The sequence below is a fragment of the Caulobacter sp. Root1472 genome (genome assembly GCF_001426985.1).
GTDB lineage: Bacteria > Pseudomonadota > Alphaproteobacteria > Caulobacterales > Caulobacteraceae > Caulobacter > Caulobacter rhizosphaerae.
This window is the reverse complement of sequence record NZ_LMFX01000004.1, coordinates 115,409-137,805: the sequence shown is the minus strand read 5'-3', so window position 1 is coordinate 137,805 and position 22,397 is coordinate 115,409. Positions and strand designations below refer to the sequence as shown.

Below are 22,397 nucleotides of genomic sequence, written 5' to 3'. Positions count from 1 at the left end.
GACCGCTGATGAAGGCGATCCAGGCCTGACGCCGGCCTCGCGCCACGCTCATGCTCTCTCGCAGGGGCGCAGCGGTTAGAGGGTTTTTACACAGCCTCGCCCCTTAGCGGACGTTTGGCCCAGCGCCGCGGCCATGGCAGAACGCACTTCATGGTGGATACCGACGCTTTGTTTCGGATTGGCGACGCCGCTGAGGAAGCCGGCGACTTTGGCTTGGCGCTACGCTCGTTCGAACGTGGTGCGGCGCTCGGGTCGCCTGAATGCCTTACGCGATTGGCCTACTTATACGACGTGGGCGTCGGAGTTGAGGTCGATAAGGACCTCGCGATGGCACTCTATCAGCGTGCCTGGCGTCGAAATGGTTCGGTGGTGGCGGCTCAAAATATAGCGATCCTCTACCACGAGGTGGGGCGGTATCGTGAGATGTTCCGTTGGTATCAGAGGGCAGCCAGGAATGGCGATGGGAGCGCCCAGCTTGATTTGGCGAAATGTTATCTCGACGGCTTAGGTGTTCGGAAAGATATTCAGTTAGCTGTACGGGCACTCGCGATTGCAGAAGGCTCCATCTACATAACGGAGTACGAGCGCGACGAGGCGCTCGCCCTTGTCGAGATGTTGAAACCTCGCCTAATCTAAAACGGCTGCTCACCACCCTTCTCGGACTATCGAAACGTCAGCTTTTTGGAACTCATCCGCTCGTCGGATGGGCCACGCCTTAAAGCCTTGGTGGATGACGTCAGGGGCGAGGGCGGCAAATGCCGCTTTGCCTCCCCCTGCGGGGAGGGGGGGCCCGCTTAGCGGGTCGGGTGGGGGATCGGTGCAGGGTGTTGGACGGGGCTTTGACAGCTGAGTCAGCGAGCCCCACCCGACCCTGGCGCTGCCAGGGCCACCCTCCGCATGAAGGGGAGGGAAGGGCGTTCGGGGCGCTATCCACTCGGCGGATAGGGAATTAAGTTAAGAGATTTCAACGGCCTGAACTTTCTCGACCCAAACCTATCCCCACCCTCCAGACCGCCCCCATAATCAGAGCTGCCCCACCGCTGGGGAGGCCGTCCAGCTGGCGACCTGACGGGCGGTGCGGGGCGGTCGAGCGGGAAGCGTCCGTCGGCCGGTGTCGAAGGGCCCTTCGGGTCGGTCGGCGGAACGTGGGGGCCTCGGATGGGGTTTCGGGCGGGCCGGACCGGACGGCGGGAACTCCCCCTCAAGGCCGGACGGCGAAACGCACCAGGCGCGGGCTGAAATCGCCCGCGCGGTCCGGAGGGTTTGCCGACCTTCCGCCCGCCGGGGGCCTCCATCGGAGCGGGTTAAAAATCCGCGATCCGAAGGCTCTCGTCCACCGGCCGCGCGGAGCGCTCCGGCCCAGGCCGAAACGGTGTTCCTACAAACTCTATTCCGGGCATGGCCCGGAGCGCTCCGCCGCCTCCCGACCCCGCCGGCTCAAACCGGCGGAAGGGCGCCCTCGTGCGTCCCTACGCTGTCATCCCGGACAAGCGCGCAGCGCGCCGATCCGGGACCGACGCGTGAACTCGGCCCTTCCGGCGGTCCCGGATCTTCGTTTCGCCAGGTCCGGGACGCCAACCGATGGATACCGGTCTCAGGAAGGCGATTTGTGGGGAATAAATGGCATAATATGACCAGCTGTAGATGGTTCATGGTCATCATCGCCACAACTCGCCGCGATCAAGGCCCTATCCTGCCGCCGTACCCTTTTCCGGAGCGCGGCGCATGCTGGTTGTCGATCAAAAGTCCCTGTCGCCCGCCCTGGTCTCGCCGGTGCGTCCGGCGCTGGAGGGCGTGGGCGCCTACAAGGCCGGCATGACCCTGGCGGAGGCGGGACGCCTGGCCGGACGCGCCGACCTGTCCAAGCTGGCCAGCAACGAGAACCTGCTGGGCGCCAGCCCCAAGGTCGCGGCGGCGGTGCAAGAGGCCCTAGCCAGCCCCGAGATCTATCCCGACCCCTATTGCGAGACCCTGCGCGCCGCGATCGGCGCGCGGCTGGCGGTGGATCCGGCCCGGATCGTCATGACCCCGGGCTCCGAGGCCCTGATCGACTACCTGTTCCGCGCGGTGCTGCATCCTGGCGACAGCATCCTGCTGTCCTCGCCGACCTTTCCGGCCTACGAGATCTTCGGCCGCTGCGCCGAGGCCAGCCTGATCGACGTGCCGCGTCTCCAAAGCTTCGACCTCGACGTCGAGGCGTTCAAGCTGGAGGCGGCCAAGGGGCCCAAGCTGCTGGTGCTGTGCACGCCCAACAACCCGACCGGCAATGCGACCAGCGGCGTCGACCTGGCCGAGATCCTGGCCGTCACCCCGCGCTCGACCGTGGTCTTCATCGACGAGGCCTATCGAGAGTACCACGAGGCCTTCGACACCCTGGCCCTGCTGAAAGCCTGGGGCGGAACCTGGGTCGCGGCGCGGACCTTCTCCAAGGCCTATGGCCTGGCCGGCCTGCGAGTGGGCTACGGAATCTGCTCGTCGGCCGAACTGGTCGGCTACCTGGACCGCATCCGCCCGCCGTTCAACGTCACCGCCGTCAGCCAGGCCGCCGCCCTGGCCGCCTGGGACGACGTCGAGCACCTGGAGCGCACTGTGGCCCTGACCATCGCCGAGCGCGGCCGCGTCGAGGCGGCGCTGGACGCCCTGGGCGTCCAACGCACCGACAGCGCCGGCAACTTCGTCTTCCTGCGCAGCCCGGCCGGCGCCGAAGCCACCGCCGCGCGTTTGCTGCGCGAAGGGCTGATCATCCGTCCCACGCCCGTGCCCGGCGGCTGGGTGCGGATCACCATCGGCCGTCCCGCCGACAACGACCGCCTGATCGCCGCCCTGCCGGCGGCCCTGGCCGTGTGACGGAGATCGCGCCGTCGCCACATTCGCCCTCGTCCTGAGCTTGTCGAAGGACGAGGGCGCACCACCTTTCCATCACGATCGCTTCGCTGGAGCCATCCCATGACGATCACGACCGAAAACCCCCTGGGCCTCGACGGCTTCGCCTTCGTCGAGTTCACCAGCCCCGAACCCGCCGCCATGAAGGCGCTGTTCGAGCAGATGGGCTTTGTGCCCGCCTCGACCCATCCGACCAAGGCCGTGACCCGCTACAAGCAGGGCCGCATCAACCTGCTGGTCAATGACGAGCCGACCGGCCAGGTCGCCGAGTTCCGCGCCGCCCACGGCCCCTCGGCCAATGGCATGGCCTTCACCGTCGCCGACGTCGACCAGGCCTATGCCGAGGCCCTGAAGCGCGGCGCCGTGGCGGCCGACGCGAGCCTGACCGTGCTGGGCGACGGCGCGCGGGTGCTGGAAGGCATCGGCGGCTCGATGCTGTACCTGGTGGCCGGTCCGGACGCGGTGTTTTCCAGCTGGACGCCGGTCCCCGGCGCGGCCGAGGCCGAGGCGGCCAACTCGGTCGGTCTCGACCTGCTCGACCACCTGACCCACAACGTCAAGCGCGGCCAGATGCGCACCTGGTCGACCTTCTATCGCGACGTCTTCGGCTTCGAGGAGCAGAAGTATTTCGACATCAAGGGCCAGGCCACGGGCCTGTTCAGCCAGGCGATGATCGCTCCCGACAAGGCCATCCGCATCCCGCTCAACGAGAGTCAGGACGACCAGAGCCAGATCGAGGAGTTCATCCGCCAGTACAACGGCGAGGGCATCCAGCACCTGGCCCTGACCACCGACGACATCTACGACACGGTCGAGCGCCTGCGGGCCCGGGGCGTGCGGCTGCAGGACACCATCGAGACCTATTACGAGCTGGTCGACAAGCGCGTGCCCGGCCACGGCGAGGACCTGGAACGCCTGAGGAAGAACCGCATCCTGCTGGACGGCAAGGTCGGCGAGGAAGGCCTGCTGCTGCAGATCTTCACCGAGAACCTGTTTGGCCCGATCTTCTTCGAGATCATCCAGCGCAAGGGCAACCAGGGCTTCGGCAACGGCAACTTCCAGGCCCTGTTCGAGAGCATCGAACTGGACCAGATCCGCCGCGGCGTGATCACGGTCGAGGCTTGAAGGCTTTCGGTTCGGTGGGGGAGGGCGCTAACTTTCCTCCCCCCATCCCGGCGTTCGCGGCAAGATGGACAACGATCGTCAAAGGCCATGTTACGGGGCCCGAATCCCCATCATTCTAAGGGACAAAGTCCGTCAGAAATGGTGCTGAGCCTCTCCACCCCGTGCGTTGGGTGGAGCAGCCCCTTGTCCGAGAAGGTTTTATGTCCCGATACGACCGCCCCCTTGCTGGAACATTGGTTCGGCCTCTCGATCAGATCCCTGTCCTGACCGTGGTTTTTCCGACCTGGAAGCGCCCGGCGGAATTGACCCTGGCGGTCTCCAGCGTGGCGGACCAGATCGACGGCGAACTTGCCGGCAAGGTGGAGATCATCATCTCGGACAACGCGTCGGGTCCGGAAACCCACGCGGCCTTGCAGCGGCTGAGCGAGACCTACCCATCGGTCAATTACTACATACACGCCGAAAACTACGGCGGCATGTACCAGGTCGCCATAGCGCCTCATCGCGCGAGAGGCCGATGGACGTGGGTGTTCGGGGATGATGACGTCCTGGCCCCGGGAGGACTGAAAGCCGTCCTGGAGGTCCTGGAGAACGATCAGCCCAGTTTCCTGACCATCAACCGGCAGGTCTGGGACATCAGCCTCAGCAAATGCCTGACGGCGACTCGACACAACCTGCCTGATATGCGGTTCGATACCTTTGTTGATTTTCTGAAGGTATTTGGATTCGACCAACTTAGCTTTTTCACGTCCCAGGTCTATGACACCGAGCTGGCTAAAGCCTTTGATGTCGAGTCATATCTAGGTTCGCTCTGTCGCTATGCGCAGCTGCCCTATTACCTGGAAGTGTTTTACGGGCAGCCAACCTTCTATCTCTCGAAGGCGGTGGTCTTGCATCGGTTCGATGCGGACGATTTCTCCGTGCACAGGTCCAACTTCCATAGCTTGGCGACCTCGCTCCCGGCGCTCGTTCAAGAGGTGGTGGATCGCACGGGGCTGGATCCAGGCCTGCTCGAGCAGATATCCGGCCGGCGGCTGCTGCTGGGGCCGGAGAGCCGCAGGATAACCTTCGTCGACAACACCTTGCAGAACCTGTGGCGCTGCATGGCGACCGGCATGGAGATTGCCGACGCGGAGTGGGCCGTACTGCATCAGATCAGTTCGAAGTGGCGGCCGGATCGCGCCGAGACCTTGGCGGAGATCCATGAAGTCTATCGCAAGATCGCCACCGCGTTCGGGCACTATGAGACGCTTGTCGCCAACCATCGCACCTGGACCACGCCGGCTGGGCGGACCTATTCGCAAGAGGAAGCCGAGTTGATCGAGCGGGCGGAGGCGGCGATACGGTTCATGCAGAACAATATCAACGACGCGCGACAGATGGCCTCCGATGTGGCGGGTAGTTTCGACTGAAACGTGCTGTGCTCGGCCGTAGTTTTATTGCACGGAGATGAGCGGTGGTAAGGCAGTTTTTGAGGTCCGCATGACCGACGCGCTCCAATACCAATCCGGATTCGGCAATCACCTCTCCAGCGAGGCGGTTCCCGGCGCGCTGCCGGTCGGCCAGAACTCGCCGCAGAAGCCGCCGTTCGGCCTCTATGCCGAGCAGCTGTCGGGCACGGCCTTCACCGCGCCACGCCACGAGAACCGCAGGAGCTGGCTTTATCGCCTGCGGCCCAGCGCCGGCCACGGGCCTTACGCGCCCTATGTCCAGGACCGGCTGAAGAGCAGCCCGTTCGACGCCGCCGCGCCGACGCCCAACCGCCTGCGCTGGGACCCGATGGACGTTCCGGCCGAACCGGTCGATTTCGTCGACGGCCTGGTGACGATCGGCGGCAACGGCGACGTGGCGACCCAGATCGGCATGGCCGCGCACCTCTACCTGGCCAACCGCTCGATGATCGACCGGGTGTTCCAGAACGCCGATGGCGAGTTGCTGGTCGTGCCCCAGCAAGGGGCCCTGCGCTTCGTCACCGAGTTCGGCCGCATCGACGTCGCGCCGGGCGAGATCGTGGTCATTCCCCGGGGCGTGCGGTTCCGCGTCGAGCTGGACGGTCCGGCGCGGGGCTATGTCTGCGAGACCTACGGCGCGGCCTTCCGCCTGCCGGAGCTGGGGCCGATCGGCTCGAACGGCCTGGCCAACAGCCGCGACTTCCTGACCCCCGTCGCCGCCTTCGAGGACCTGGAGCGCCCAACCGAGGTGATCCAGAAGTTCCAGGGCGGCCTGTGGCTGGGAACCTGGGACCACAGCCCGCTGGACGTGGTGGCCTGGCACGGGAATCTCGCGCCCTACAAGTACGACCTGGCGCGGTTCAACACGATCAACACGGTCAGCTTCGACCACCCGGACCCGTCGATCTTCACCGTGCTGACCGCGCCCAGCGAGATTCCGGGCACGGCCAATGTCGACTTCGTGATCTTCCCGCCGCGCTGGATGGTGGCCGAACACACCTTCCGCCCGCCCTGGTTCCATCGCAACGTGATGAGCGAGTTCATGGGGCTGGTCACCGGCGCCTACGACGCCAAGGCCGGCGGTTTCTCGCCGGGCGGGGCCAGCCTGCACAACATGATGAGCGACCACGGGCCCGACGTCGCCAGCCACACGGGCGCGACGCAGGCCGAGCTTGCGCCGCACAAGATCGACGGGACCCTGGCCTTCATGTTCGAAAGCCGCTGGGTGATCCGGCCGACGAAGTTCGCGCTGGAGACTTCCGCGCTTCAGGCCGACTATGACGCCTGCTGGACCGGCTTTCCGAAGGCCAAGCTGCCCTAGGACGCCGGTCGGCCCAACAACGAAGCAAAGAGGAAGCGCCCATGAAGCTTGCGTCCCTGAAGGGCGGCCGCGACGGCCGGCTGGTGGTGGTCTCCAACGACCTGGCCTGGTTCACCGACGCCGGAACGATCGCGCCGACCCTGCAAGCCGCCCTCGACGACTGGGAGCGCTGCCAGCCGATGCTGAAGGCCCTGGCCGAAAGCCTCGAGCATGGCGGCGTGCCCCAGGAGCGCTTCCACGAGCACGAGGCCGCCAGCCCCTTGCCCCGAGCCTACCAGTGGATCGACGGCAGCGCCTATGTGAACCACGTGCAGCTGGTGCGGCAGGCCCGCGGGGCGGAGATGCCGGAGAGCTTCTGGACCGATCCGCTGATGTACCAGGGCGCCTCGGACGGCTTCCTGGGGCCGCGCGACACCATCCCCCTGGCCAACTCCGCCTGGGGCTGCGACCTGGAGGGCGAGGTGGCGGTGATCGTCGGCGACGTGCCGCTGGGGGCGACCCGCGAGGAAGCCCTGGAAGCCATCAGCCTGGTCATGCTGGTCAACGACGTTTCCCTGCGCAACCTGATCCCGGACGAACTGGCCAAGGGCTTCGGCTTCGTCCAGTCCAAGCCGGCCAGCGCCTTCTCGCCGGTGGCGGTGACGCCGGCCCTGCTGGGCGACGCCTGGAAGGACGGGAAGCTGCACGGCGAGCTGCTGGTCACCCTGAACGGCGAGGACTTCGGCAAGGCCGACGCCGGGGTCGACATGACCTTCGATTTCGGGACCCTGGTGGCCCACGCCGCCAAGACCCGCGCCCTGGCGGCCGGCACCATCGTCGGGTCGGGCACCGTCAGCAACCGCGGCCCCGATGGCGGGCCCGGCAAGCCGATCGCCGAGGGCGGCGTGGGCTATTCGTGCCTGGCCGAACTGCGCACGGTCGAGACCATCCTGGGCGGCGCGCCCAAGACGCCGTTCCTGATGGGCGACGACACGATCCGCATCGAGATGCGCGACGCCAAGGGACACTCGATCTTCGGCGCCATCGAGCAGACGGTCGAGCGCATTTGAGCCAAGGGGCCGCGCCCGAAGCCGAGTCCGTCGGGCGGGTCTGGGTCACGCCGGCCGGCGTGACCCTGGGTCCGCTCGACCAGATCGCCGATCCGGGGGCGCGAAACTATGTGCTGCAGATCGGCGACAAGCGCTTTCACGGCTTCGTGGTGCGCCGGGGCGAGGCGGCGTTCGGCTATGTCGACCGCTGCCCGCACGCCGGCCTGCCGCTGGCCCAGGTGCTGGACCGCTACCTGACCGACGACGGCCAACTGATCGCCTGCTCCTGGCACGGGGCGCTGTTCCAGCCGGAGACAGGCGTCTGCGTCGGCGGGCCTTGCGTCGGGGCGCGGCTGTCGCCCTGGCCGGTGCGGGTGGAGGACGGGCGGATCGTCACGGCCTGAGGCCTGCACGGAAACTCCATGCCGTCTCTCCCGTCCGTGGAAACCCGCGCCACGATCACAGGACGGCGCGCCCCTAGTCTGCTCCGACGGAACAGGGAGCCGACCGATGCCTTTCGCCCAGGTGCAGATGAACGACTACGCCGTGGTCATCCACGCGGGCAACGACGCCTGGACTTGGCAGGTGATGGATTTCGACGCCAGGGTCGCCGCCAGCGGCGAGGCGCCGGACCGCGAGAGCGCCTGGCGCAGCGGCCTGTTCGCCGCCGGGGCGGTCGGTAGCCTGGCTCGGATTGGCCGCCGGCTCTGAGCTTCGGGCCAGGCGACAGGCAAAAGAAAGGCCGCCTTCCACAGGAGAGAAGACGGCCGAAGTCGCATAGGAGGAAACGCCCAGAAGGGCTGAAACCTCTATAGCGGAAGATTGCTTTCGTGACAACGTTGTCATAGAATTTTTTTCAGGCAGAGCTGAAAACCGTCGCCGTGTCGGCCGAACCGCCTTGGCGCGGGCTTCGCGGGCCGTCAGACTCGGTCCGATTCAGACGGAGACGCCCGTGAGCCTGACCCTCCGCCTCGCCGTTCCCGAGGACCTGCCGGAGCTGCGCACGTTGATGAACGCGTCCATCGGCGAACTGCTCAGGCCCTTCCTGACGCCGGACGCGGTGGCGGCCTCGTTCGACATCATGGGGCTGGACAGCCAGCTGGTCGCAGACGGGACCTATTTCGTGGTCGAGGACGACGGAGCGCTTGCCGGTTGCGGCGGCTGGAGCCGGCGGGCCACGCTGTTTGGCGGCGATCATTCGACGGGACGCGACGCGGCCCTGCTGGACCCGGCGCGCGATGCGGCTCGGGTGCGGGCGATGTACACCCATCCCGACCATGTCCGCAAAGGCGTGGGCCGGCTGATCCTGGAGGCCTGCGAGGCCGCGGCGGCCGGGGAGGGGTTCGTCCGCTGCGAACTGGCCGGAACGCTCGCCGGCGAGCCCCTGTACCGCGCCTGCGGCTATCGGGAGATCGAGCGGTTTACCGCGCCGACGTCCCGCGGGGTCGAGGTGCCGCTGGTGCGGATGGGCAAGGCGCTGGCGGGCGCCGTTTCCCGATAGAAAAAGGGCGGGTCCTAGGACCCGCCCTTTCTTACGCTACTCGGTACGCTGGTCTTAGCGGAACAGGCTGAGGATCGACGACGAAGACTGGTTCGCGATCGACAGCGCCTGGATGCCCAACTGCTGCTTGGTTTGCAGCGACTGCAGCTTGGCGCTTTCCTTGGCCAGGTCGGCGTCGACCAGGTTGCCCACGCCCGCGTCGAGGCTGTCTTGCAGCTTGCCGACGAAGGTCAGGTGGGTGTCCAGGCCGGTCGAGCTGGTGCCCAGCGAGGCCAGCTTGTTGGTCGCCGTGCCCAGGGCGTTGCTGACGGTGGTGATCATCGTCTTGGCCGCGGCGGCCGTCGTGAACGACGACGTCGCCGTCAGACCCAGGCCGGCCAGCGACAGGGTCTTGGCGTTGACGGTGAACTGCGAACCGTCCGAGTTGGCCAGGAAGGCCAGCTTGGTGGTCGAACCGTCGGCGATCGAGACGCCGTTGAACTTGGCGTTGGTGACGGCCTTGGTGATCTGGTCGCGCAGGCTGTCGAAGTCCGACTTCAGGGCGTTGAACGAAGCGGTGTTCAGCGAGGTGTCGGAAGCGGCCAGGGCCTTTTCCTTCATCTTGCCCGCGCAGGCTGTCGAAGTCCGACTTCAGGGCGTTGAACGAAGCGGTGTTCAGCGAGGTGTCGGAAGCGGCCAGGGCCTTTTCCTTCATCTTGCCCAGCAAGTCGGTGACCGTGTCGCCCGCGGCCAGGGCCACGTCGATGGTCGATTGGCCGCGCTGGAGCGAGTCCTTCACGGCGTTCATCGAGCTGGCGGTCGAGGACTGCGTCTTGGCGATAGCCCAGATCGCGCCGTTGTCCTTGGCGTTGCCGACCTTCTTGCCGGTGTTGATGCGCTGCTGCGTGACCTGAAGTTCGGCGTTGGTGCTGTTCAGGTTTTGCAGGGCGATCATCGCGCCCGAGTTCGTATTGATGCTGTTCAGAGCCATTTCGGCGATTTCCCATTCAAGGTGTCCGACGTCATTTTGACAGCCGGGAGCATTTTGCTCATCGCCAGCATCCACGGTCGTGCTTTCGATAAAGTAAAAGTGTCGCAGCTAATTTCGCGGGGTGGATAATGCCTCGTTAGTCATTTCGATTCGGCGAAAGTCGTGACCCTGAATCGAGTTCATTTGACCGAGAGTCCTGCCGTCGGTTCTTGATTTTGCGTCGACTCTGTCGGCGGTCCGACTGTTCCTGAAAACACCCTGTCGCTGCGGCGCGTCGCTCGGGCGGCGAGTCTTGCCGGACCGGACAAAAGAAAAGGGCGGGTCCGATGGACCCGCCCTCAAGATGCTGAACTCGAAGTCCGAACCGCTTAGCGGAACAGGCTGAGGACAGACTGGGTCGACTGGTTGGCGATCGACAGCGCCTGCACGCCCAGCTGCTGCTTGGTCTGCAGCGATTGCAGCTTGGCGCTTTCCTTGGCCAGGTCGGCGTCGACCAGNGTCGACTGGTTGGCGATCGACAGCGCCTGCACGCCCAGCTGCTGCTTGGTCTGCAGCGATTGCAGCTTGGCGCTTTCCTTGGCCAGGTCGGCGTCGACCAGATTGCCCACGCCGGCGTCGAGGCTGTCCTGCAGCTTGCCGACGAAGGTCAGGTGGGTGTCCAGGCCGGTCGAGCTGGTGCCCAGCGAGGCTAGCTTGTTGGTCGCCGTGCCCATGGCGGTCGAGACCGTGGCGATCATCGTCTTGGCCGCGGCGGCCGTCGTGAACGACGAGGTGGCCGTCAGGCCCAGGCCGGCCAGCGACAGGGTCTTGGCGTTGACCGTGAACTGCGTGCCGTCCGAGTTGGCCAGGAAGGCCAGCTTGGTGGTCGAGCCGTCGGCGATCGAGACGCCGTTGAACTTGGCGTTGGTGACGGCTTTGGTGATCTGGTCGCGCAGGCTGTCGAAGTCCGACTTCAGGGCGTTGAACGAAGCGGTGTTCAGCGAGGTGTCGGAAGCGGCCAGGGCCTTTTCCTTCATCTTGCCNTTGGTGATCTGGTCGCGCAGGCTGTCGAAGTCCGACTTCAGGGCGTTGAACGAAGCGGTGTTCAGCGAGGTGTCGGAAGCGGCCAGGGCCTTTTCCTTCATCTTGCCCAGCAGGTCGGTGACCGTGTCGCCCGCGGCCAGGGCCACGTCGATGGTCGACTGGCCGCGTTGCAGCGAGTCCTTCACCGCGTTCAGCGAGCTGGCGGTCGAGGACTGCACCTTGGCGGTGGCCCAGATCGCACCGTTGTCCTTGGCGCTGCTGATCTTCTTGCCGGTATTGATGCGTTGTTGCGTGACCTGAAGTTCGCTGTTGGTGCTGTTCAGGTTCTGCAGGGCGATCATCGCGCCCGAGTTGGTATTGACGCTATTCAGCGGCATCCGACGTATTCCTATTCAAGGTGTCCGACGTCATTTTGATGGTCGAGAGCATTTTGCTCGTGATCAGGATGTCGGCTGCCTGTTTAAAATGGATGAACCCGGAACTTCATGCTTGAGAAGAACTGCCGGGGTGGGAAAAATCTGCAGCGTTATATTCTTCGGGTTGGGGTTGTGTGTCGATTTGACGCAATAACGGCCTGAGCCAGCCGCCGTCTTGGGTTGCCGCAACTCACGGGCCGAAGGCCGGCCGCCGCCGCCTGCGGCCAAATGTCCGCCGACAGACGTCAGGCGCACAGCCGCTGCGGCGCCACGTCGCGGTCGTCGGCCTCGAAAAGGTCGAAGGCCTCTTCCCAGGCGGCCTGTCGCGAGGCGCGCAGGGCCGCGTCATCGATGATCCGCACGATCTGGTCCTCGCGATCGTTCCACACCAGGCTGATGTCGGCGGCGCGCTCGGCGTCGCGGCCCAGCAGCAGGATGATGTCGGGCCGTAGCACCCGCTCGGGGCTCAGCCGCATCAGGGTGCGCCCACCGCCGAGATCGCGATGGATGTCGGCGAAGTCGAGCACGGCCGAGATCATGGCGGCGCTGACGGGGGCGACGTGCCAATCCTGGGCGAGAAGACGGGTCATGGGCTGGGCTCCAGATCGGGTGTTCTGTGCGGCGGGTTCTTGAGTCTCGCTTTTGAAGGTGTGCTGCGTCAAAAACGGTCGTATAAAATTCGGCCATGCGACACGACAAGGCGACCCGACTGCTGGACCTAGCCCGGATGCTGGCCGGATCGTCCGAAGGCCTGACCTTGGACGAGATGGCCCGCGCCATGGGCGTGGGCCGGCGCACGGCCGAGCGGATGCGCGACGCGGTCTGGGCCGCCTTCCCGCAGATGGAGGCGATCGAGGATCCCCCGACCAAGCGCTTCCGCATCCCGTCAGGTCTGGATAGTCTGTTCCAGACCCCGACCGCCGAGGAACTGGCGGCCCTACGCACCGCCGCCGACAGCTACGCCGCCGGCGGGGCCGAGGGGCGGGCGGCGGCCCTCTACGCTCTGGAGCGCAAGCTGCTGTCGGCCCTGCGCGGCGCGGCGCGGCGCAAGGTGGCTCCGGACGTCGAGGCCCTCGTCCAGGCCGAAACCATAGCCGTCCATCCCGGCCCCCGCCCGTTCGAGAGCGAGCAGGTGTTGAGCGCCATCCGCACGGCCGTGAAGGGCCTTCAGGCCTTGTCGTTCCGCTACGAGGGCGGCAGTGCGCCAGGCCGGACCCGCAAGGTCACGCCCCTGGGCATCCTGTTCGGCCACAGCAACTATCTGGTGGCGACCGAAGGCCGGGACCCCAGGCCCCGAACCTTCCGCCTGGATCGCATGCAGGCCGTGGCGGCGCTGGACGAGCCGGCGCCGCCGCCGGCCGACTTCTCGCTGCAGGCCTTCGCCGACGAGAGCTTTGGCATCTACCACGGCCAGATCGAGGACGTGGTCCTGCGCATCGGCCCCAGCCGGGCCGAGGACGCCCTGCGCTGGCGCTTCCATCCCAACCAGGTCGTGACCCAGGACCCGGACGGCTCGGTCACCGTGGCCTTCCGGGCCAGCGGCATGCTGGAGCTGTCCTGGCATCTATTCACCTGGGGCGACGCGGTGGAGATCGTCTCGCCGCCGGGGCTGCGCGAGATGATGGTCGAGGAACTGAAGACGGCGCTGAAGGCGCACGAGGGCTGACGCCGTAGCGCAGAGCGGTCAGGGCTGCTCTTCGACGAAGGCGCGGACGATCTCGGCGAAGGTCGCGGGGCGCTCGACGTACATCAGGTGGCCGCTGGCGGGCACGACTATCCTGCGGGCGTGCGGCATCAGGGTCTCCAGCGCCTTGGCCTGTTCCTGCACGTCCTTGATGTCGACCTCTCCGACCAGGACCAACGTCGGCGCCTGGATCTCGCCCAGGCGCGGCTTGGCGACGGCCAACGGCCGCTCGCGCGCGCCGGCGCCCAGATTGCCGGGATTGGCCTTCAGCCAGGCCACCACCCGGGCGCGCTCGGCGTCGGCGGTCTTGGTCAGGATGTAGGGGTCCTTCACCGCGCCCTCCAGGTCGCCCATCTTCACCTTGGCGACCAGGTTCAGGCTGCGGGCGATGAAGCCGAGCGAGACGTCGAAGCCGCTGACCCAGGGACCGACCAGCACCAGGCGATCGACGGCCTCGGGATGGGCCAGGGCGTAGTCGACGGCGATCCCGCTGCCCGACGACGAGCCGACGAAGGTGGCGTGCTCCAGTCCGACCGCCTTCATCAGGGCTTCCAGGTCCTTGGCCGGAGCATAGGCCGCCGGGGCGGGAGACGAGGCGCCATAGCCCCGGCGATCGTAGCGGACGACCCGGAAGCGCTGGCAGAGGATTGGCCAGACGTCGTCGAAGGCCGCCGAGTGCAGGATGCCGTCGTGCAGTAGGACGATCGCCTTGGGGCCAACGCCGCAGGTCTCGTAGGCCAGCGTCCCGCCGTCGATGTCCAGGGTGGCGCGGGTCGAGGTCTGGGCCTGGGCCGCCGCTCCGCCGCCGCAAAGCAGCAGGCAGCCGGCCGCGATCGCCGCGGCGGGCGTCGAAAACAGTCTCATGGGGGTCTCCGGGGGTGAAGCGCCGTCAGCCGGCGCGCTTGAACTCGTCTTGCTCGCGTTCGGGCGTGGCTTCCGGCGCGTATTCAAGGATGTCGCCCGGCTGGCACTGCAGGTAGGCGCAGATCGCCTCCAGGGTCTCGAACTTCATGCCCTTCACCTTGCCGGACTTCAGCAGCGAGAGATTGGCCTCGGTGATGCCGATGGCGCGGGCCAGGACGTTGGAGCGCACCTTGCGCCTGGCCAGCATGACGTCGAGACGCAGGATGATCGGCATCAGACGAACGCCTCGCGGTCTTCCTCGATCTCGCGTCCCACCCGCATGACCTGGCCGATCACGAAGACCAGCAGGCCCAGCACCAGGGCCTGGACGCTGGCCATGTGAGCCCAGTTCCTGTCGATCTCGTAGCCCGTGGCGCTGAGGAACAGGTGGCAGACGAAGGGTGAGAGGGCGTAGGCGCACAGCCAGCCGCCGATCCGGCTGAAGCTCCGGCCGTTCTCGGGCGAGAACACCCGGCCTCGGGCGTAGAGGCGGAACAGCGCGCGCAGGCTCCAGAACAGCATGATGATCGGCGTCGCGCGCACGATCCCGACCAGGCAGTAGATCAGCCGGTGCGGCAGGGGCAGCGAGCCGAAGGCGACGGAGTTGGGCGGCCCGGCGCCGATGTAGCAGTTGTCGGGCCCGATCCGGACCAGCTCGCCCTTGTAGAACAGCATGGCGCCCAGGGCTGTGACGAGGATGGCCGTCGACAGGACCAGCAGGCCGGTGAACAGCCAGGCCAGAGCGCAGCTGCCCTGGCGCACGCGGCGCTGGGCGGCGGTTTCCGGCGCGGCGATCGTCTCGGCGCGCGGCTTGAGTTTGATGACGGTGCTCATAACGTCCTCCCGTGACGCCAAGGTCGTCGTGAAATTTCTTTCTGTCAAACGATAATTATTCAACGCGGATCGCGGCGAGCACGCTTGCCCGCCCGATGGACTCGAAAAAAGTCGCGGGTCATGTCGAGAATGGCCGGACGGCTCCGACTTGCCCTCGAAAGCGCCGGAGGACGGCGCTCCAACCGAAGGGAACCGACGATGAAGTACATCCTGATGATGCAGTACCCCGCGGCCGGCGGGGACGTCCCGTCCATGGACCAGTGGCCGCAGGCGGCGGTCCAGGCGCACATGGAGCATCTCCGCCTGTTCCGGGAGGAGTTCACCACCTCGGGCGAGATGATCGTCACCCATGCCTTGGCGGGGCCCGACGATGCGCGGTTCGTGCGGGCGCGCCAGGGCGCGGCGCCCGAGGTGACCGATGGTCCGTTTCCGGAGACCAAGGAGTTCCTGGCCGGCTATGTCATCGTCGATGTCGATACGGCCGAGCGAGCCTACTACGCCGCTTCGCGCTGGTCGGAAGGCCCTGGTCCCGATGGCGCGCCGCTGAACCTGCCGGTCGAGGTGCGGCGGATCATGTGGGCCAGCGGCGAGGACATGTGACTGTGGCCTCGGCGGCGCTGGACCGCCAGACGACGGACCTGCTGCGCGAGTTGGCGCCGCGGGTCCTGTCGGCCGTCGTTCGCCGCTACCGCGACTTCGCCGCCGGCGAGGACGCAGTGCAGGAAGCCTTGCTGGCCGCCGCGCGTCAGTGGCCGCAGACCGGCCTGCCGGCCAATCCGGGCGGCTGGCTGGCGCAGGTCGCCTCGCGACGGATGACCGATCAGATCCGCCGCGAAATCGCCCGGCGGCGGCGCGAGGCGGTGGCCATGGAGGGCGACGTCCAGGTGGTGTCGCCATCCGACGACCTGGACGCCCTGGCCGGGCGCGACGACACGCTGAACCTGCTGTTCATGTGCTGCCACCCGGCCCTGACCTCGTCCTCGGCCATCGCCCTGACGCTGCGCGCGGTGGGCGGCCTGACGACGGCCGAGATCGCCAGCGCCTTCCTTGTGCCCGAGGCGACGATGGCCCAGCGCATCAGCCGGGCCAAGCAGAGCATCCGCGCCTCGGGCGCGCCGTTCGAGGCCCCGGACGCCACCGAGCGCGGCGAGCGGCTGCGGTCGGTGCTGCATGTCCTGTACCTGATCTTCAACGAGGGCTATGCGGCCAGCGCCGGGCCCGTGCTGCAACGGGCCGACCTGGCGATCGAGGCGATCCGGCTGGCGCGCGCCGTCCGGGCCCTGCTGCCGGACGACGGCGAAGTGGCCGGCCTGCTGGCCCTGATGCTGCTGACCGACGCCCGACGTTCGGCCCGGACGGGGCCTGACGGCGAGCTGATTTCGCTGGCCGAGCAGGATCGCGGCCTCTGGGACGCCACGGCGATCGCCGAGGGCGTGGCGCTGGTCGAAACCAGCCTGGCGCGCGGCGCGGTCGGCCCCTATCAGCTCCAGGCCGCCATCGCCGCCGTGCACGACGAGGCCGCTCGGGCCGAGGACACCGACTGGCTGCAGATCCTGGCGCTGTACGGCCTGCTGGAGCGGATGGCCGACAATCCGATGGTCCGGCTGAACCACGCCGTGGCCCTGGCGATGGCGCAGGGGCCGCGCGCCGGTCTGGAGCGGCTGGCCGAGCTCAAGGGCGACAAGCGTCTCGCCGGCCATCACCGGCTGGCGGCGGTGCGGGCCCACCTGTTGGAGATGGCTGGGGATCGGGACGAGGCGATTGGCGCCTATCGGACGGCGAGCGCGCTGACCGCCAGCGCGCCCGAGCAGCGGTATCTGCTGGCGCGGGCGGCGCGGCTGGCGGGGACCTAGGGCGCCGCTACCTTGCGGGGCATCCCAGGTCCGCGGCGTAGACCCGCCAGCCCTTCACGGTCTCCCGGCGTTGCGCCTCGGTCCCGCCATTGGATATGTCGCCGAAAGACTGGCCAGTGATCTGGTTCAGAATGGCGTCGAGCGCGTCGACCACTTGCTCGGGACCGTAGTGGCGCACGCCCTCGAAAGCGTTGGTCGCGTGATTTGTCAGGGAGATCGTCGGCTCGGCCAGGAGGCGGTGATCCTCCATGTGGGCCACGATCGCCGGAACACCGGCGGGGCCCAGCGCTTCCAGCCGCGCGAAGATCGCCCGCTGACGAGCGTCGGCGCCAGCACGCCCGCGTAGTCCGCCCAGTTCCGAAACCAGGCGGCGAACTTCCGCATCGTGGGCGGCCGGGGTGGGAGTGGCGCGAAGCACTGAAGCCTGGCGGGCGATCTCGGTTCGCACGCCGGCTTCGGCCCCGGCGGCGGGCGCCAGCGCCTTGGGGGAATGGCCGGCGAAATAGAATTTCGCCGGCGAACCGGCTTGGGTCAGGAAAAGCAGGGCTGGCGTGTTGATGGCGGCCCGCAGGGCGTCGGGCGACGGAAGATAGGACTCGTCCTTGGGATAGATCTGAACGGCGTTCGGCCTTGGGCCCTTCAACGAGATCGCTTCCTCCAACGGCACGGGGATGTACTCAGGATGCGCGATGGCGTTCGCCAGGGCCTCCTGTGAAAGGCCGAGGCGTCCCTGGACGATGCTGGACGAGGCCGCGACCAGTCGAGCCAGTTCGGGCGAGGCGGGGCAGGCGCGGGGCGCCGCGGCGACGGGCCAAGCGGCCAGGATTGCTACGCAGGTCCAAGGCGCGAAACGTTGGAATGACATCGATAACCCCGGCGACTCCGGCCAAGCTTGGCGCGAGGTTGACGCCCTAGCAAGCTCAGTTGGCCACCAGCTTCAGTAGCGCCAGCTCCTTGGCCCTGGGCGACGAGGCTCGCCGCCTTGGCAGTTGGCTGGTCTCGAAGGCTTCGAGGACCTTCGGGTGAATATAAGCCGCGCGGCAGACGGCGGGGGTGTTGCCCAGCAGGCCGGCCACGGCCTTGACGCAGGTGTTGAGCGTGCGCTTGGCCTCCGCCTGGGTCGTGGGCGGAGGGCTCATGCTGAGCGCTTCAAGCGCCGCCAGCGAGCCGTACCAGGTGCGGAAGTCCTTGGCCGAGAAGTCGTCGCCGCAGGCGGCGCGGATGTAGTCGTTGACGTCGCTGCTCTCGACCGCCCGCCGCTGGCCGTCCTCGTCGATGTACTGGAACAGTCGCTGGCCGCGCAGCTCCTGGCAGGCGGCGACGATGCGGGCCAGGCGACGGTCGCGGAAGCCCGTCCTGTGCATCTTGCCGCTCTTGCCCTTGAACTCGAACACCGCACCGCCGCCGGCCAGCTTCAGGTGGCGCTTCTGCATCGTCGTCAAGCCGAAGCTCTTGTTGGTTCTGGCGTATTCGTCATTGCCCACCCGGATCAGGGTCAGCTCCAGCAGGCTGACCACGGCGGCCAGCACCTTCTCGCGCGGCAGGCCCCGGCGCGCTAGGTCGGCGGCCACGCGCCGCCGCAGCCGGGGCAGGGCGCGCCCGAAGGCGGCCATGCGATCGTACTTGCGCGCGTCGCGGTCGGCCCGCCAGTCGGGGTGATAGCGATACTGCTTGCGGCCCTTCTGGTCGCGGCCGACCGCCTGGATGTGGCCATTGGGATCGGGGCAGATCCAGACGCTGGTCCAGGCCGGCGGAATGGCCAGGGCCCTGATCCGCGCCAGGGTCGTCTCGTCCTTCACGGGCCGGCCGTCCTCGTCGACATAGGAAAAGCCTTTGCCGCGGGGCAGGCGACGGACGCCCTGCTCCTGGTCGTTGACATAGGCCAGCAGGGCGCGTTCGGCGGGAGGGGTCTCGAGCGTGTCGCGGGGCACGGTCATCACCTCGCTGGACGGTCCGCGCCGCCGTTCTCGGAAATATCCTGGTCCATCGCCTGGCTCCCAACCTATCGTCGGCCAACGTGATAGACGGAGCGCCGGTTCCGGGAGCGACGCGCCAGACATGAACTACCGACACGCCTTCCACGCCGGCAATTTCGCCGACCTGCAGAAGCACGCGATCCTGCTGGCCTTGCTGGAGGCGCTGACCGCCGAGGACACGCCCCTGTCGGTGATCGACACCCATGCCGGAGCCGGGGCCTACGACCTGGGCGGCGACATGGCCCAGCGCTCGGGCGAGGCGGCGGCCGGGATCGGCCGACTGCAGGCGATGGCGCAGGTTCCGACGGTGTTCGCGCCGCTCGTGGCGGCGGTGAGGGCCTTGAACGGCGGCGGCGCGGGGTCGCTCTATCCCGGCTCGCCGCTGCTGATCGCGCGGGCCCTGCGCAAGACCGACCGCTACACCGCCTGCGAACTGCGGCCCGACGACTTCGACAGCCTGCGCCGGACCCTGGCCCCCTATGCCTTCGCCCAGGCGCTGAAGGACGACGGCTACGCCACGGCCGCCGCGCGGGCGGGGAAGGGCGGGCGCACCTTCGTCCTGATCGATCCGCCGTTCGAGCGCAGCGACGACTACGCCCAGATCGTCGCCACGACAAAGGCGGTGCTGGCCCGGGACAGGGACGCGGTGATCGCCGCCTGGATGCCGCTGAAGGACCTGGAAACCTTCGACGCCTTCATGCGGGCGATGGAAACCGTCACGAACGACGCGCTAGCTGCGGAGCTGCGCCTGCGGCCGCTGACGGATCCGATGAAGATGAACGGTTGTGCGATGGTCGTGGTCGGGACGCCGAAGTCCGCCGAAGGCGTGATCGCCGAGGTCACGACCTGGCTGGCCGACACGCTCGGCGACGCCGGCGCCAAGGCGCGGGTCTGGCGCGCGTGACGACCGGCCAGCCCAGCTTTCGGCAAGCGTTTTGGGTCTGGTTGAAGGTCGGCTGCCTGGGCTTCGGCGGTCCGGCCGGCCAGATCGCCTTGCTGCACCGCGAGGTGGTGGAACGGCGCGGCTGGGTCGACGAGGAACGGTTCGCCCACGCCCTGAGCTTCTGCATGCTGCTGCCGGGGCCGGAGGCCCAGCAACTGGCCACCTGGCTGGGCTGGCGCCTGCACGGCGTGCGCGGCGGGATCGCGGCGGGCCTGCTGTTCGTTCTGCCGGGTCTGGCCGTGATGCTGGGCCTGTCGGCGCTGTACGTCGCCCACGGCCGCGCGGCCTGGGCGGGACCGGCCCTGCTGGGGCTGAAGGCGGCGGTGGTCGCCCTGGTGCTGCAGGCCCTGATCCGCATGGGCGGCCGAGCGATCAAGGGCGTCGCCGGCTGGTGGGCGGCGGGCCTGGCCTTCGCCGCCCTGACCTTCACCGTTCTGCCCTTTCCGCTGATCATCCTGGCCGCCGGCGCGGTCGGCTGGATCCTGGGCGGCGGCGCGGTGGCGGTCGTACCCGCGGAAACGGGGACACGGACTCCCTGGCGCACCGCCCTGGTCTGCCTGGCGATATGGCTGGCGCCGGTGCTGCTGGCCCTGGTCTTGGCGCCGGGATCCACCCTGGCCCGGATGGGCGGGGTGTTCAGCATCCTGGCCATGGCCAGCTTCGGCGGCGCCTATGCGGCCCTGGCCTATGTCGGCCAGGCGGCGGGCGCGTTCGGCTGGCTGGCGCCGGGCCAGATGCTGGACGGCCTGGGCCTGGCCGAGACGACGCCGGGGCCGCTGGTGCTGGTCCTGGTCTTCGTCGGCTTCGTCGGGGCCTACCAGAACGCGCCGCCGGAATGGGCCTGGATCGCCGCCCTGGCCGGCGGGCTGATGGCCGCCTGGACCACCTTCGCGCCGTCGTTCCTGTGGATCTTCGCCGGCGGGCCGGTCTTCGAGCGCCTGCGCTCGCGCCCCCGGCCGGCGCGCGCCCTGTCCCTGGTCTCGGCGGCCGCCGTCGGGGTGATCGCCAACTTGGCCGTCTGGTTCGCGGTCCACCTGCTGTTCCGGGTCGGCGCGGTCCGGGCCTGGGGACCCCTGAGGGCCGAGGCGCCCGACCTGGGCAGCGTCAACCTTCCGGCGGCGGGACTGACCCTCCTGGCCTGCGGCCTGGTGTTCGCGTTGCGCGTCCCGATCCTGGCGGTGGTGGGGGCGATGGTCGCCGCCGGCCTGGCCCTGGGCGCAACAGGACTGATTTGATCCCAAGGTTGCGATTATGCGACTCGCCAACGGCAAAACCGTGTTATGCTGCACTGCAACAAACGGTTGTTGGAGCTCGGCCATGACCCTGTCATTCCTTCCCGAACTGCCCAAGATCGATCCTGAAAAGGGCCCGAACCTGATGGCCGGCGCGGCCTCGCCGCTGTGGCTGGTGTTCGGCGGCGCGGCGATGGCCGGCGCCACCTGGTGGTGGTGGTCGGCCCGCTGGCGCGAGGCGGTCAATGTCGAGGCCCTGCTGGCGCCGACCCTGACCGGGGCCCTGACCGGGGGCTTGCCCGCGTCTGAACCCGTCACACTGGCGCCCGAGCCGGCCGTCGAAGCTCCGATCGACCCCGTCACCGAGGCGCCCGTCCTGGCGCCGGTCGAGGCGACCGCTGGCGCCGAGACGGTCGCCGAAGTCGCGCTCGACACCGCCGAAACCGTGACGACCGAGGTCCAGGAAACCCTGGACGCCGCCGCCGGGCCGGCCGTCGAGACGGCCAAGTCGGCGGCCGACGACCTGACCCAGCTGGTCGGGATCGGTCCCAAGCTGGCCGCGTCCCTGGCCGAGCTGGGTGTAACGCGCTTCGAGCAGATCGCCGCCTGGGGCGCCGAAGACTTGGCCGACGTCGACGCCAAGCTGAACCTGCGGGGCCGCGCCGAACGCGACGCCTGGGTCGCCCAGGCCAAGCGGCTGACGAGCCTCTAGCCGCCCCAAGTACGGCCAGGAAAGCGCCAGGTCCGTTCGCCCGGCGACAACCAAGTCCGCCGCGGGGCGTTGACCTGACATGACCGAACGCAGCGAAACCCTTGAGGGCTACGTCGTCGACGAAGGCCCCGCCAGCGAGCGCCAGAAGGCGCATCAGGCCTGGCGGCACGCCGAGACCATCAAACGGCTCTCCGACCGGCTGATCGGCATAGGGCCGTTCGGCCTGGGGCTGGACGGGGTTCTGGCCTGGGTCCCCTGGGCGGGCCTGGCCTACGGCCTGGGCGCGGGCGGTCTGTTGCTGTTCCATGCCGTTCAAGCCAAGGCGTCCACCCCGACCCTGGCGCGGATGGCCGCCTATCTGGCCGCCGACAACCTGTCCGACACCGTACCGGTGCTGGGCTGGGCCGTCGACACCCTGTTCCCGGGCCACCTGATGGCGGCCAAGGCGTTGCAGAAGGACGTCGAAGCCCGGCACGGCCTGCCCGAAGAGATCGACCCGAAGACCCGCAAAAAGCGCAGGTCGAAGAAGACGCGGTCCTAGG

General features: G+C 67.9%; 23 protein-coding genes and 3 pseudogenes. 16 read left to right on the top strand and 10 right to left on the bottom strand.

Features of this window, described 5'->3' with window-relative positions:
• Nucleotides 1-150: 150 nt before the first annotated feature.
• The 9 genes from ASD47_RS04960 to ASD47_RS04920 all read left to right on the top strand — a co-directional run bounded on the left by ASD47_RS04960 (nt 151) and on the right by ASD47_RS04920 (nt 9,309).
• Nucleotides 151-636, top strand: a complete 486-nt coding sequence (locus tag ASD47_RS04960; protein WP_056752492.1) for a tetratricopeptide repeat protein — start codon at nt 151-153, stop codon at nt 634-636.
• Nucleotides 637-1,725: 1,089 nt separating this feature from the next.
• Nucleotides 1,726-2,847: a histidinol-phosphate transaminase gene (locus ASD47_RS04955; protein WP_056752490.1), complete on the top strand. Its 1,122-nt coding sequence runs from the start codon at nt 1,726-1,728 to the stop codon at nt 2,845-2,847.
• 99 nt (nt 2,848-2,946) lie between these two features.
• Nucleotides 2,947-4,008 (top strand): 4-hydroxyphenylpyruvate dioxygenase, encoded by a 1,062-nt coding sequence (gene hppD / locus ASD47_RS04950; RefSeq protein WP_056752488.1) that lies wholly within the window; start codon nt 2,947-2,949, stop codon nt 4,006-4,008.
• Nucleotides 4,009-4,208: 200 nt separating this feature from the next.
• Nucleotides 4,209-5,420: a glycosyltransferase family 2 protein gene (locus tag ASD47_RS04945; RefSeq protein ID WP_082564464.1), complete on the top strand. Its 1,212-nt coding sequence runs from the start codon at nt 4,209-4,211 to the stop codon at nt 5,418-5,420.
• A 70-nt stretch (nt 5,421-5,490) separates the two neighbouring features.
• Nucleotides 5,491-6,780 carry a homogentisate 1,2-dioxygenase gene (hmgA, locus tag ASD47_RS04940; protein ID WP_056752482.1) on the top strand — a complete coding sequence of 430 codons (1,290 nt, stop codon included), beginning with the start codon at nt 5,491-5,493 and terminating at the stop codon, nt 6,778-6,780.
• Nucleotides 6,781-6,821: 41 nt separating this feature from the next.
• Complete coding sequence (locus ASD47_RS04935) at nt 6,822-7,829, top strand: fumarylacetoacetate hydrolase family protein (RefSeq protein ID WP_056752479.1); 1,008 nt, start codon at nt 6,822-6,824, stop codon at nt 7,827-7,829.
• Nucleotides 7,826-8,212 carry a Rieske (2Fe-2S) protein gene (locus ASD47_RS04930; protein ID WP_056752477.1) on the top strand — a complete coding sequence of 129 codons (387 nt, stop codon included), beginning with the start codon at nt 7,826-7,828 and terminating at the stop codon, nt 8,210-8,212. Before ASD47_RS04935 ends, ASD47_RS04930 begins: the two co-directional genes overlap by 4 nt.
• Nucleotides 8,213-8,318: 106 nt before the next feature.
• The gene (locus ASD47_RS04925; protein WP_056752474.1) at nt 8,319-8,519 is read left to right on the top strand and encodes a hypothetical protein; all 201 of its coding nucleotides are present in this window, start codon (nt 8,319-8,321) and stop codon (nt 8,517-8,519) included.
• 241 nt (nt 8,520-8,760) lie between these two features.
• The gene (locus ASD47_RS04920) at nt 8,761-9,309 is read left to right on the top strand and encodes a GNAT family N-acetyltransferase (protein ID WP_056752470.1); all 549 of its coding nucleotides are present in this window, start codon (nt 8,761-8,763) and stop codon (nt 9,307-9,309) included.
• 54 nt (nt 9,310-9,363) lie between these two features.
• Here the strand turns inward: ASD47_RS04920 and ASD47_RS04915 are convergent.
• From ASD47_RS04915 to ASD47_RS04905, 5 genes and pseudogenes are all read right to left on the bottom strand, one after another.
• Nucleotides 9,364-10,279, bottom strand: a pseudogene (locus ASD47_RS04915) (flagellin).
• A 368-nt stretch (nt 10,280-10,647) separates the two neighbouring features.
• A pseudogene (locus ASD47_RS28105) lies at nt 10,648-10,776 on the bottom strand (flagellin); the annotation flags it as partial.
• 1 nt (nt 10,777) lies between these two features.
• Nucleotides 10,778-11,301: pseudogene (locus ASD47_RS27405) on the bottom strand (flagellin); the annotation flags it as partial.
• Between the two features lies 1 nt (nt 11,302).
• The coding region (locus ASD47_RS27400; RefSeq protein ID WP_235525764.1) for a flagellin at nt 11,303-11,679 on the bottom strand (377 nt) is incomplete at its 3' end.
• Nucleotides 11,680-11,963: 284 nt separating this feature from the next.
• Nucleotides 11,964-12,308, bottom strand: coding sequence for a hypothetical protein (locus ASD47_RS04905; protein ID WP_056752467.1), 345 nt, complete (start codon nt 12,306-12,308; stop codon nt 11,964-11,966).
• A gap of 95 nt (nt 12,309-12,403) precedes the next feature.
• On the opposite strand from ASD47_RS04905, the gene ASD47_RS04900 reads away from it, so the two are divergent.
• The gene (locus ASD47_RS04900; protein WP_056752465.1) at nt 12,404-13,384 is read left to right on the top strand and encodes a YafY family protein; all 981 of its coding nucleotides are present in this window, start codon (nt 12,404-12,406) and stop codon (nt 13,382-13,384) included.
• Between the two features lie 18 nt (nt 13,385-13,402).
• Here the strand turns inward: ASD47_RS04900 and ASD47_RS04895 are convergent, their stop codons facing one another.
• The 3 genes from ASD47_RS04895 to ASD47_RS04885 are packed head-to-tail and all read right to left on the bottom strand — an operon-like array spanning nt 13,403 to nt 15,139.
• The gene (locus tag ASD47_RS04895; protein WP_056752464.1) at nt 13,403-14,266 is read right to left on the bottom strand and encodes an alpha/beta fold hydrolase; all 864 of its coding nucleotides are present in this window, start codon (nt 14,264-14,266) and stop codon (nt 13,403-13,405) included.
• A gap of 25 nt (nt 14,267-14,291) precedes the next feature.
• Entirely contained in the window at nt 14,292-14,540 is a 249-nt protein-coding gene (locus ASD47_RS04890; protein ID WP_056752462.1) for a helix-turn-helix transcriptional regulator, read from the bottom strand.
• Complete coding sequence (locus ASD47_RS04885) at nt 14,540-15,139, bottom strand: DUF2975 domain-containing protein (protein WP_056752459.1); 600 nt, start codon at nt 15,137-15,139, stop codon at nt 14,540-14,542. Before ASD47_RS04885 ends, ASD47_RS04890 begins: the two co-directional genes overlap by 1 nt.
• A 198-nt stretch (nt 15,140-15,337) precedes the next feature.
• Between ASD47_RS04885 and ASD47_RS04880 the strand changes: the two genes are divergently transcribed.
• Nucleotides 15,338-15,739 (top strand): YciI family protein, encoded by a 402-nt coding sequence (locus ASD47_RS04880; protein WP_056752456.1) that lies wholly within the window; start codon nt 15,338-15,340, stop codon nt 15,737-15,739.
• Complete coding sequence (locus ASD47_RS04875; RefSeq protein ID WP_230983923.1) at nt 15,736-16,992, top strand: RNA polymerase sigma factor; 1,257 nt, start codon at nt 15,736-15,738, stop codon at nt 16,990-16,992. Before ASD47_RS04880 ends, ASD47_RS04875 begins: the two co-directional genes overlap by 4 nt.
• A 7-nt stretch (nt 16,993-16,999) precedes the next feature.
• Here ASD47_RS04875 and ASD47_RS04870 read toward each other — a convergent pair whose 3' ends face one another.
• Nucleotides 17,000-17,857 (bottom strand): hypothetical protein, encoded by an 858-nt coding sequence (locus ASD47_RS04870; protein ID WP_056752454.1) that lies wholly within the window; start codon nt 17,855-17,857, stop codon nt 17,000-17,002.
• Nucleotides 17,858-17,912: 55 nt separating this feature from the next.
• Entirely contained in the window at nt 17,913-18,929 is a 1,017-nt protein-coding gene (locus ASD47_RS04865; RefSeq protein WP_056752451.1) for a DNA topoisomerase IB, read from the bottom strand.
• 121 nt (nt 18,930-19,050) lie between these two features.
• On the opposite strand from ASD47_RS04865, the gene rlmJ reads away from it, so the two are divergent.
• The 4 genes from rlmJ to ASD47_RS04845 all read left to right on the top strand — a co-directional run bounded on the left by rlmJ (nt 19,051) and on the right by ASD47_RS04845 (nt 22,396).
• Nucleotides 19,051-19,872 (top strand): 23S rRNA (adenine(2030)-N(6))-methyltransferase RlmJ, encoded by an 822-nt coding sequence (gene rlmJ / locus ASD47_RS04860; protein ID WP_056752448.1) that lies wholly within the window; start codon nt 19,051-19,053, stop codon nt 19,870-19,872.
• Entirely contained in the window at nt 19,869-21,146 is a 1,278-nt protein-coding gene (chrA, locus tag ASD47_RS04855; protein WP_056752445.1) for a chromate efflux transporter, read from the top strand. The genes rlmJ and chrA overlap by 4 nt, the downstream gene beginning before the upstream one ends.
• A gap of 82 nt (nt 21,147-21,228) precedes the next feature.
• Nucleotides 21,229-21,855: a hypothetical protein gene (locus ASD47_RS04850; protein WP_056752443.1), complete on the top strand. Its 627-nt coding sequence runs from the start codon at nt 21,229-21,231 to the stop codon at nt 21,853-21,855.
• 79 nt (nt 21,856-21,934) lie between these two features.
• A complete protein-coding gene (locus ASD47_RS04845; RefSeq protein ID WP_056752441.1) occupies nt 21,935-22,396 on the top strand; it encodes a DUF4112 domain-containing protein in 462 nt (153 codons plus the stop codon).
• Nucleotide 22,397: the final 1 nt, after the last annotated feature.

What these genes read in the sequence shown, in the direction of transcription:
- ASD47_RS04960 (WP_056752492.1), top strand. Translation starts at nt 151, where the DNA reads ATGGTGGATACCGACGCTTTGTTTCGGATTGGCGACGCCGCTGAGGAA.
- ASD47_RS04955 (WP_056752490.1), top strand. Translation starts at nt 1,726, where the DNA reads ATGCTGGTTGTCGATCAAAAGTCCCTGTCGCCCGCCCTGGTCTCGCCG.
- hppD (WP_056752488.1), top strand. Translation starts at nt 2,947, where the DNA reads ATGACGATCACGACCGAAAACCCCCTGGGCCTCGACGGCTTCGCCTTC.
- ASD47_RS04945 (WP_082564464.1), top strand. Translation starts at nt 4,209, where the DNA reads ATGTCCCGATACGACCGCCCCCTTGCTGGAACATTGGTTCGGCCTCTC.
- hmgA (WP_056752482.1), top strand. Translation starts at nt 5,491, where the DNA reads ATGACCGACGCGCTCCAATACCAATCCGGATTCGGCAATCACCTCTCC.
- ASD47_RS04935 (WP_056752479.1), top strand. Translation starts at nt 6,822, where the DNA reads ATGAAGCTTGCGTCCCTGAAGGGCGGCCGCGACGGCCGGCTGGTGGTG.
- ASD47_RS04925 (WP_056752474.1), top strand. Translation starts at nt 8,319, where the DNA reads ATGCCTTTCGCCCAGGTGCAGATGAACGACTACGCCGTGGTCATCCAC.
- ASD47_RS04905 (WP_056752467.1), bottom strand. Translation starts at nt 12,308, where the DNA reads ATGACCCGTCTTCTCGCCCAGGATTGGCACGTCGCCCCCGTCAGCGCC.
- ASD47_RS04900 (WP_056752465.1), top strand. Translation starts at nt 12,404, where the DNA reads ATGCGACACGACAAGGCGACCCGACTGCTGGACCTAGCCCGGATGCTG.
- ASD47_RS04895 (WP_056752464.1), bottom strand. Translation starts at nt 14,266, where the DNA reads ATGAGACTGTTTTCGACGCCCGCCGCGGCGATCGCGGCCGGCTGCCTG.
- ASD47_RS04890 (WP_056752462.1), bottom strand. Translation starts at nt 14,540, where the DNA reads ATGCCGATCATCCTGCGTCTCGACGTCATGCTGGCCAGGCGCAAGGTG.
- ASD47_RS04885 (WP_056752459.1), bottom strand. Translation starts at nt 15,139, where the DNA reads ATGAGCACCGTCATCAAACTCAAGCCGCGCGCCGAGACGATCGCCGCG.
- ASD47_RS04880 (WP_056752456.1), top strand. Translation starts at nt 15,338, where the DNA reads ATGAAGTACATCCTGATGATGCAGTACCCCGCGGCCGGCGGGGACGTC.
- ASD47_RS04870 (WP_056752454.1), bottom strand. Translation starts at nt 17,857, where the DNA reads ATGTCATTCCAACGTTTCGCGCCTTGGACCTGCGTAGCAATCCTGGCC.
- ASD47_RS04865 (WP_056752451.1), bottom strand. Translation starts at nt 18,929, where the DNA reads ATGACCGTGCCCCGCGACACGCTCGAGACCCCTCCCGCCGAACGCGCC.
- rlmJ (WP_056752448.1), top strand. Translation starts at nt 19,051, where the DNA reads ATGAACTACCGACACGCCTTCCACGCCGGCAATTTCGCCGACCTGCAG.
- ASD47_RS04850 (WP_056752443.1), top strand. Translation starts at nt 21,229, where the DNA reads ATGACCCTGTCATTCCTTCCCGAACTGCCCAAGATCGATCCTGAAAAG.
- ASD47_RS04845 (WP_056752441.1), top strand. Translation starts at nt 21,935, where the DNA reads ATGACCGAACGCAGCGAAACCCTTGAGGGCTACGTCGTCGACGAAGGC.